The sequence below is a fragment of the Streptomyces sp. NPDC054840 genome (assembly GCF_053611065.1).
In genome coordinates this window covers 1-1359 of record NZ_JBSGZP010001111.1, presented here as the reverse complement: position 1 = coordinate 1359, position 1359 = coordinate 1, and the positions used below count along the sequence as shown (strand labels likewise).

Annotated in this window: 2 protein-coding genes; one reads left to right on the top strand and one right to left on the bottom strand. The window is 70.5% G+C overall.

The genetic code is table 11. The features are described from left to right. Positions 1-127 precede the first annotated feature (127 nt). Positions 128-1042, top strand: coding sequence for a glycoside hydrolase family 19 protein (locus ACWGIU_RS37970; RefSeq protein ID WP_453712653.1), 915 nt, complete (start codon positions 128-130; stop codon positions 1040-1042). Positions 1043-1060: 18 nt separating this feature from the next. On the opposite strand, the gene ACWGIU_RS37965 is transcribed toward ACWGIU_RS37970, so the two are convergent. Continuing rightward, positions 1061-1359: helix-turn-helix domain-containing protein (locus ACWGIU_RS37965; protein ID WP_453712651.1), on the bottom strand; the 299-nt coding region annotated here is incomplete at its 5' end.

The window sequence follows — 1359 nt, the reverse complement described above, 5'->3', positions numbered from 1 at the left end:
GGTGTCACGCGTCACGCGTGACACCGGCGCGTTTCATTTGGTCTAGACCTTGACAGGTCCAGACCATTTTCGCTTCAGTGGGCACCGTTGCCCCCACGGCAAGTCCCCCCACTGAAGGAGCAGTTACGTGATACGTGCGCTTCGTCTCCGCGCCCTCGCACTCACCGCCGCCGCAGCCGTCACGGCCGGCCTCGCCCTCACCCTCCCCTCCTCCCCCGCCGCCGCCGCGGTCCCCTGCGCCGGCGCCTGGGCCTCCTCCGCCGTCTACACCAACGGCATGAGCGCCTCCTACGGCGGCCACAACTGGCAGGCGAAGTGGTGGACCCAGGGCGAGACGCCCGGCACCACCGGCCAGTGGGGCGTCTGGGCGGACCAGGGCACCTGCGGTGGCGGAAGCCAGGATCCGGATCCGGGCAACCCCACCGGATTCGTGGTCTCCGAGGCCCAGTTCAACCAGATGTTCCCGAACCGGAACCCCTTCTACACCTACAACGGCCTGGTCGCGGCGCTCTCCGCCTACCCCGGGTTCACCAAGACCGGCGACGACACCACCAAGCGGCGCGAGGCCGCGGCCTTCCTCGCCAACGTCTCCCACGAGACGGGCGGACTCGTGCACATCGTGGAGCAGAACACCGCCAACTACCCCCACTACTGCGACGCGAGCCAGCCGTACGGCTGTCCCGCCGGGCAGGCCGCCTACTACGGGCGCGGGCCCATCCAGCTCAGTTGGAACTTCAACTACAAGGCGGCCGGTGACGCCCTCGGCATCAACCTGCTCGCCAACCCGTACCTCGTGGAGCAGGATCCGGCCGTCGCGATGAAGACGGCGCTCTGGTACTGGAACACCCAGAACGGCCCGGGCACGATGACCGCCCACGCCGCCATGGTGAACGGCGCGGGCTTCGGGGAGACGATCCGCTCGATCAACGGCTCCCTGGAGTGCAACGGCGGCAACCCCGCCCAGGTCCAGAGCCGTATCTCGAAGTACCAGAGCTTCACACAGCTGCTGGGGGTGACCCCCGGGAACAACCTCGGCTGCTGAGCGGCGCCGCGGTGGCGGTCACCGCGTGCGCAGCGCGGTGGCCAGCTGGGCCCGTGAGCGGACGTCGAGCTTCTGGTAGATGCGGGTCAGCCGGGCCTCCACCGTCTTGACGCTGAGGAATAGCTTCGCCGCGGCCTCCTGGTTGCTGGCGCCCTGGCTGACCAGCAGCGCGAGCCGGGTCTCGGCCTCGGTCAGGGTCGCGGCCGCCGGTACCTGCGCACCGGCGCCGTCGCCGGGGCCCGGTTCCCTGGCGAGCTCCGTCCAGGGGGCCGCCCCGGCCCGTTCGAACACATCGGCCGCGGCCCGCAGCGCCGCGC